Genomic DNA, 6,351 nt, shown 5'->3' on the forward strand with positions numbered 1-6,351 from the left:
GTTATTATGAAAAAGTTGATTCCAATCGCAGTTACCTTTTCTCTTTTAACAGGTGTAGGGATTTATTCTATCGATAAAAAATTAGAGACCGCCAAGGCCGCTGAAACGGTGACGCTTAATCAAGACAAAATTCATTCCAAAATGCTGAATAGCATTGATAATTTCAAAAGTGCTCAAGGAACATTTGTTTATAAAAGCAAGGCTGCTGGTTTTAATCATTCCGTAGATTACAAGGTTCAAACAAGAAATGGAAATCGGTCAAATGTGAAAATTAAGGATAGTGTTCAAGAAATTAATACTGTCTATGATGGCCAAACGCTTGTTCAAACTTTCCCAGAAAAAGAGTCCTACGAAGAATTGAAAATAGATGAAAAGGTCACAGAAGAACAGGTAAAATCGGACAAGGCGGACAAATCTATCGAATCAAGATATGACCATTCGAAAAATGAAAAAGTATATAATTATCGAACGGATCCAACCTATATGTCAGCCGCTTCAGTATCCCTATTTCCACAAGAGATTGCTGTAGGATTTTTAGAAGATTATTCAAAGTGGGAAATAAGTGGACATATGAAGTATCTTGGACAAAATGCGGTCATCATATCCGGAACATTTAATGAATATTATGCTGAAAAGCATCAGGCAGATACATTCAAATTGTGGGTTGATGAGAATCGTGGAATCATATTGAAATTAGAGGAGTATGGCAAGGATAACGAGGTTATGACCAGCTTAGAAACAACAAAGTTTAAAGCAGATTCCTCTTTCCATTCATCTGATTTCAAAGCGAACGTACCAGCAAAGTATAAAAAGAAAAAATCTCCTTTTCCTGTAGAGTAGATAAAAAAGAGACCAAACACGTGATGTGCACCCCGAAAGTTAGACGAAACAATTCTAACTTTCGAGGTGTTTTTTTGTGGTCAAATATGATGAAGACTTTAAGCTAAAAGTAGTGAACGCTTATTTAGCTGGTGAGGGTGGATATGGTTCCTTGGCTAGTAGATTTGGAATCCGAAGTAAAACCAATATAATAAAATGGGTTAGTGCGTTCCAACAATATGGGAAACAAGGCTTGGTTACCAGAAAAACAGCTACGCATTATCCTGTTCAATTTAAAATGGATGTTCTAAACTATAAGGAAAGAACTGGAGAATCCTTTGCAGAAGTTGCTAGAAAATTTGGCATCACTGAACCGCCTATGATTCAAAATTGGTGGAGAAGATGGCAAAATGAAGGTATTAAAGGGCTCTCTACATCAAGGGGGCGTCCATCCATGTCCAATAAACCGAAAAAGAAAATAGATGAAAAGAAATTGACGAAGGAAGAACAACTTTTAAAAGAAATAGAATTACTGCGTGCGGAGAATGCCTATTTAAAAAAGCTCCGAGCTTCAGGGGTAAATATTCCGAGCCGACTGCTAAAACAGAATCCAGGATCATCCAAGAACTCAGAAAAGAATTCAAATTAGCCGTTATCCTTGAAGCCACAGGTTTTCCAAAGGCAACCTATATGTATTGGCAAAAACGATTTAATGATTCAAATCCTGATGAAGAGATTGAAAAGGTGATCCAGTCTATTGTAGACGAACATAATGGGAATTATGGCTATCGTCGAATTGATATGGAATTGCGTAAGAGAGGCTATATCGTAAATCACAAAAAATCCTGAGAATTACTAATAAACTTGGTATTACTTGTACCTCATACACACGTAAATCACGTAAATACAGCACTTATAAAGGTACCATAGGCAAGATTTCAAAAAACCTTGTCAATCGCAGATTCCATACAAGCATCCCACATCAAAAATTAACAACCGATACATCCGAATTTAAATATTACTCGACTGATTCTAAAGGAAAGCTAATCATCAAGAAGGCTTATTTAGATCCATTTCTAGATATGTTTAACGGTGAAATTCTAACTTATCGGTTTTCAGAACGCCCGAACGCAAAAGCAATCCTGGATGCTTTAGACGAAGTAATTGAAATAACAAAAGATAGCCCCTATCGAACTAAAAGATAATGGCATCTTTCAAAGTATGTCCCGGAAGGGAAACTGTCTGGATAATTCACCAATGGAGAACTTCTTCGGAATCATGAAGCAGGAAATGTATTATGGTAAAGTTTATTATTCATTTGAAGAACTCAAGCAGGCAGTTACTGATTATATTTTTTACTATAACAACATAGGGTTCAGTACATTTTGGATGTACTCTTTTGAACTTAGTTTTAACTCATCAGCGGTAAACACGCTGTCCTGTTTTTTCTGTTCCACGCTTGCATTGGCATATGAATCAGGGTTCGTAAATCCGTACCCAACTACTGTGCCACCAACAAGGATTGATGTGGCTAAGAGTGTAACCTTTAATTTATTCATAGTATCCCCCTTTTTATTTATAGAAATCTACTTCGGAAGCATCTACACCGGTTTTATAACTTCCATTAATAAGCATGACTCTGAAAAATCTCGTATCCGAGTCATATGATTTCTTACTCCCTATTTTATTCCAGCCTGGATAGGCCGTATTCTGATTATTATCTCCCACATCATTGCTCCAAGATAACTCAGAAGTAAGGCTATGTGTCCAAACCATGTAAGAAGCTGACGGATTCACAAAATCAGAGAGACGTAACTAAGCATAATATTGACGTTTGCCTGAATCCGATTTGAATCTCCACTCATATACTGACCCACGATTTTTGGCTATTCGATGATCCCCTTTATAATCATTCCCGTAAGTTCCATATGTCCAGGTTCCCTCCATGGCATTGTTGGAACTTCCTTTCGCACCATGATCATTGTCGAACAGTCGGTAACTATCTGCTCCTCCAATAGGTGCAGCATTTACTCCAGATATTTCGCCCATGTACAGCAATAGTACCACCAAGCTAAAAAATGTAAAAAATCTTAATTTCCTATTTTCCACCATTTTCTCCCCTTCTTTTTTTCGATTGTCTAAATCTCAACCTAATTATTATCATATTAATAATATTATTTCCGAAATTTTCAAATTATTATTAAAAGGGAGACTTTCTTACCAGTTCTATAGATTCCTAACGGGTACATGGACTCCTCTTTCATATTTGAAATTTACAACATTTAGTTTTGACAGTTTTTTATTTCAGCAATCAATTCGTGTATTTCTGTATTTCGTCAGGAAATATACCATCGCTCTGGCCATAACTCTATACATGCTTTAGATTCTCTAATTCTTTCTCCAACTCATTTACATTTCTTAGATAAGCAGGGATGACTGTTCGGTTGCATTGACTCTATATCCATACACGATTGGAGGAATTAACATATTCTGAGCTGCAGCTTTTCTTGTCAAAATATGTTGTTGGTTCCTCAATTATTGTCGAAAATATCAGATGATTTTATCATAGGAATAATTTGTCAGATGCTGTAAACTTCTAATTATAGCGGGCCGCTATATTAATAGTAAAAGGGAGGATTATATGAAGAAGTTATCAATGAGTTTAATATTAGCAGGTTCTTTATTTGCCTTTTCTAGTATCAACACACATGCATCTGGTACAGGAGATAACCCTAACTTTACACCAGATAAAATGTCTGCGGAACAAGTGAAAGCAGCAGCAGAAAAAGAAGCTGAGATCAACTCCAAGGTGAATATTATGGCAGATCCAGATGGTGTTTATAAAACAATAGGGGTCCCTTCCTACAAGCAAGAAAAGAACTATTGGTGCGGTCCTGCCACTGTTAAGCAAGTAGTTGGATTCCTTAAAGGTTCCTCCAGTTCTCAATCTACCTATGCATCTCAATTAGGAACCACAACCGATGGGACAGAATTCTCCAAAGTAGACGATATCTTAAATAAAAATCAATCCAAAAACACTTATGTATACATTTCTATTGGTTCCTATTCTAACTGGTCTAACAAAATTGAATATGCTTTAAGCAAGAATTATCCTGCGGTATTGGATTTGAAGATTAGTCCAAGCTACATGCCAAAATACACAAGTAGTGTGGCGGGACACATCTTAAACGTGTCAGGAGTAGACTCTACATTAAGAACGAGCTCAAGTGCCCTTGTACGTTTAACCGACCCATTTGACCAAGGTGGTCGAGGAGTGACATTGGGTAATGTATGGCATCCTCATAAAGGTGTTTACAACGCTAATAACGCCCATTTCAGACAAGCATTACTGTACTAATAAAATAGTCCTAAATGGCTGATCTTTTCAGATTGGCCATTTAGATTGCAAGGAATTTTTTTGATTATGGAGAGTGCTGTTATGAGTAAAATGCGTAAATATCAATCTTTAGTCTTAGCTATGGCATTCTTTATAACTGGATGTTCTACAGACATTGATGAGAACAAAAAGGAAGAAAAAGTGGTTAAGGAAGAAGAAGTGACGAAAGAGGAGAAACCCGTTCCTCAAAATGAGCCGAATGAAGTCAAAGAAGAGTCGAAAAGCACGTATATTGAACATCTGTCTAGCTGGACGGATAACAAAATTCAAACCAAGAAATATTCCATCAGTGGCGGAAAATGTGGTGTGAAATCCATGACGGCCCCTGATTATGTAGATGATAACGGGATAGCATTCGTTGATTCCCAAGAGACCCAAACTCGCATTATGCTATTTGATAGAAAGAAAGGAACCTGTCAGCCTATTTATAAGACGAACGTAAATGATGGGATTGGGAATTTGACAGGAGAAGATGGATTTTTATATTGGTCTGAATATGATACCCGGAAAATGACAGATGTGGACTGGAAAATCAAATCATTAAATTTATCCAATTTGAAAGTTTCTGAGATTGATACAGGCGGAAGCTATTTTGAAACACCCACTCCTGCCGTTCGAATCGGTGATGGTACACTTAGTTGGGTAAAATACACAGCAAATGAAAAAACCAAAACGATTCAATCTCAATTAATGTTTTATGATACCAAGTTGAAGAAACTCTCTATAAAAGAAAAAGATGAACTAGATGAAAGTCAAGAACGAAAGGGCTCCTACCATATTATTCAAGAAAATTTAGATTCTAAGAATTATCTTCTTTATAAATCCGTTTTTAAAGATGGGGAAAAGAAATTCACCTTAAATCTTAATGAAGATGGCGAAAAATCTAAAGTGGTTGCCACAGAAGATGGAATTATTGATTTTACTTATCTTAACGATTATGTCACCTATACAAATGGTTCTTCCCTTTATATCTATAATAAAAACAAACTGAACCAAGCCAAGATATTCAAAGATGATTCTATCAATACAACACTCGATACCCCTATTTTCATCAATGAAGATACCCTTATATTTCGTAGAGGCATGGAACAAATCTATATTCTCAATATTGCAAAAGGTATAGCCAGTCCGATATCCGAATCAATCATCAGCACTTCTAAACCTATTTATACCAATGAAATACTTTCTTATAGTGTTTTTGAGAACGATGAAGACCAAGTTAATTTAGATTTTTATGTGGTAAAAATTCAATAAGAAAAGAAGGATGGATCAAACAATCCATCCCTCTTTCTTGTATCGTTAGCCATAATGTATAGAAAAGACAATCATGCAAGTCTCCCTATCCTTACTTATGTCATTCTACAGTCATAATGACTGATTTTTTTGTCTCTATCTGTGAACTAGATAGTCACACTTTCTTTCAACGAAGCACCACATGATTTAATGACCTTTTCTCAAGTAATCGACTTCATTCCTTTTCAATGAATCCCTTATGATTTACGGAAAGTCATCATGGATGTTCCTTTTAGCTTACTATTAGAGTTAGTAGGTATACAGTATATAGAGAATAAAGAAAAAGAATTGCTCGATTTGACTGATTCAAAAAATGAACCTGGGGTTAATATTGCAAATAAATGACTTTTAAAATCTGAAATTTTTACCGGAGCAGAAGTAAAAAAAGCAGATCAAAAAGCAAAGGAGGATAAATTGTGGATTAAGAAGCACACATTCATTGTATATCGAACCATATGAGGAAGGTATTTACGATAAATGGTTGGAAGTCAAGTTAATATTTTATTATTATAACCAAAACAGAAAGGGACCGCTCTTTCACTGTTAATCGAATAGCAGCCTGAGCAACCTATTGAAAAAGCCTGTAGTGGCAATGGTTAGAGGGGCATAAGAGATTAATGTGAGCGGGAACTTTCCCTCTGGATCATGAGGAATGAGCACAGAAAAAAGCCCGGAATCGTATTGGATGGAACCCGGCTAGATATTGAAAAAGACCCGGAAATCGGAAAACTTTATTTTACCGAAAACCGAGTCTAAATCGGAAAACTTTATTTTATGGTTACACCTTCTGTGTAACCAAAATAAAGTTTTCCGAAAACACACCCCTCCAACCCGCATTCCTA

The 6,351-nt window shown here is 36.0% G+C and carries 6 protein-coding genes and 1 pseudogene; 6 read left to right on the forward strand and 1 reads right to left on the reverse strand.

From position 1 onward, the window contains the following. From ACI35L_RS14505 to ACI35L_RS14520, 4 genes and pseudogenes are all read left to right on the forward strand, one after another. On the forward strand, positions 1–840 hold an 840-nt coding region (locus ACI35L_RS14505), incomplete at its 5' end, for a hypothetical protein (RefSeq protein ID WP_439803166.1). Between the two features lie 76 nt (positions 841–916). Next, a complete protein-coding gene (locus ACI35L_RS14510) occupies positions 917–1,468 on the forward strand; it encodes a transposase (protein WP_439803167.1) in 552 nt (183 codons plus the stop codon). Between the two features lie 41 nt (positions 1,469–1,509). Next, complete coding sequence (locus ACI35L_RS14515) at positions 1,510–1,668, forward strand: IS3 family transposase (protein ID WP_439803168.1); 159 nt, start codon at positions 1,510–1,512, stop codon at positions 1,666–1,668. Positions 1,669–2,076: 408 nt separating this feature from the next. Further along, positions 2,077–2,136 (forward strand): annotated as a pseudogene (locus ACI35L_RS14520) (IS3 family transposase); the annotation flags it as partial. Between the two features lie 41 nt (positions 2,137–2,177). Here ACI35L_RS14520 and ACI35L_RS14525 read toward each other — a convergent pair. Then, positions 2,178–2,378 (reverse strand): hypothetical protein, encoded by a 201-nt coding sequence (locus tag ACI35L_RS14525; protein ID WP_439803171.1) that lies wholly within the window; start codon positions 2,376–2,378, stop codon positions 2,178–2,180. 1,082 nt (positions 2,379–3,460) lie between these two features. On the opposite strand from ACI35L_RS14525, the gene ACI35L_RS14530 reads away from it, so the two are divergent. Both ACI35L_RS14530 and ACI35L_RS14535 read left to right on the forward strand, forming a co-directional pair. After that, a complete protein-coding gene (locus ACI35L_RS14530; RefSeq protein ID WP_439803169.1) occupies positions 3,461–4,177 on the forward strand; it encodes a C39 family peptidase in 717 nt (238 codons plus the stop codon). Positions 4,178–4,258: 81 nt separating this feature from the next. Continuing rightward, the gene (locus ACI35L_RS14535) at positions 4,259–5,470 is read left to right on the forward strand and encodes a hypothetical protein (RefSeq protein ID WP_439803170.1); all 1,212 of its coding nucleotides are present in this window, start codon (positions 4,259–4,261) and stop codon (positions 5,468–5,470) included. Positions 5,471–6,351: the final 881 nt, after the last annotated feature.

The sequence above is a fragment of the Pradoshia sp. genome, from assembly GCF_051873915.1.
Taxonomy (GTDB): domain Bacteria; phylum Bacillota; class Bacilli; order Bacillales; family Pradoshiaceae; genus Pradoshia.

Excerpts from the sequence above, each read along its gene's own strand:
- ACI35L_RS14515 (WP_439803168.1), top strand. The coding sequence starts at position 1,510 with ATGTATTGGCAAAAACGATTTAATGATTCAAATCCTGATGAAGAGATT.
- ACI35L_RS14525 (WP_439803171.1), bottom strand. The coding sequence starts at position 2,378 with ATGAATAAATTAAAGGTTACACTCTTAGCCACATCAATCCTTGTTGGT.
- ACI35L_RS14530 (WP_439803169.1), top strand. The coding sequence starts at position 3,461 with ATGAAGAAGTTATCAATGAGTTTAATATTAGCAGGTTCTTTATTTGCC.
- ACI35L_RS14535 (WP_439803170.1), top strand. The coding sequence starts at position 4,259 with ATGAGTAAAATGCGTAAATATCAATCTTTAGTCTTAGCTATGGCATTC.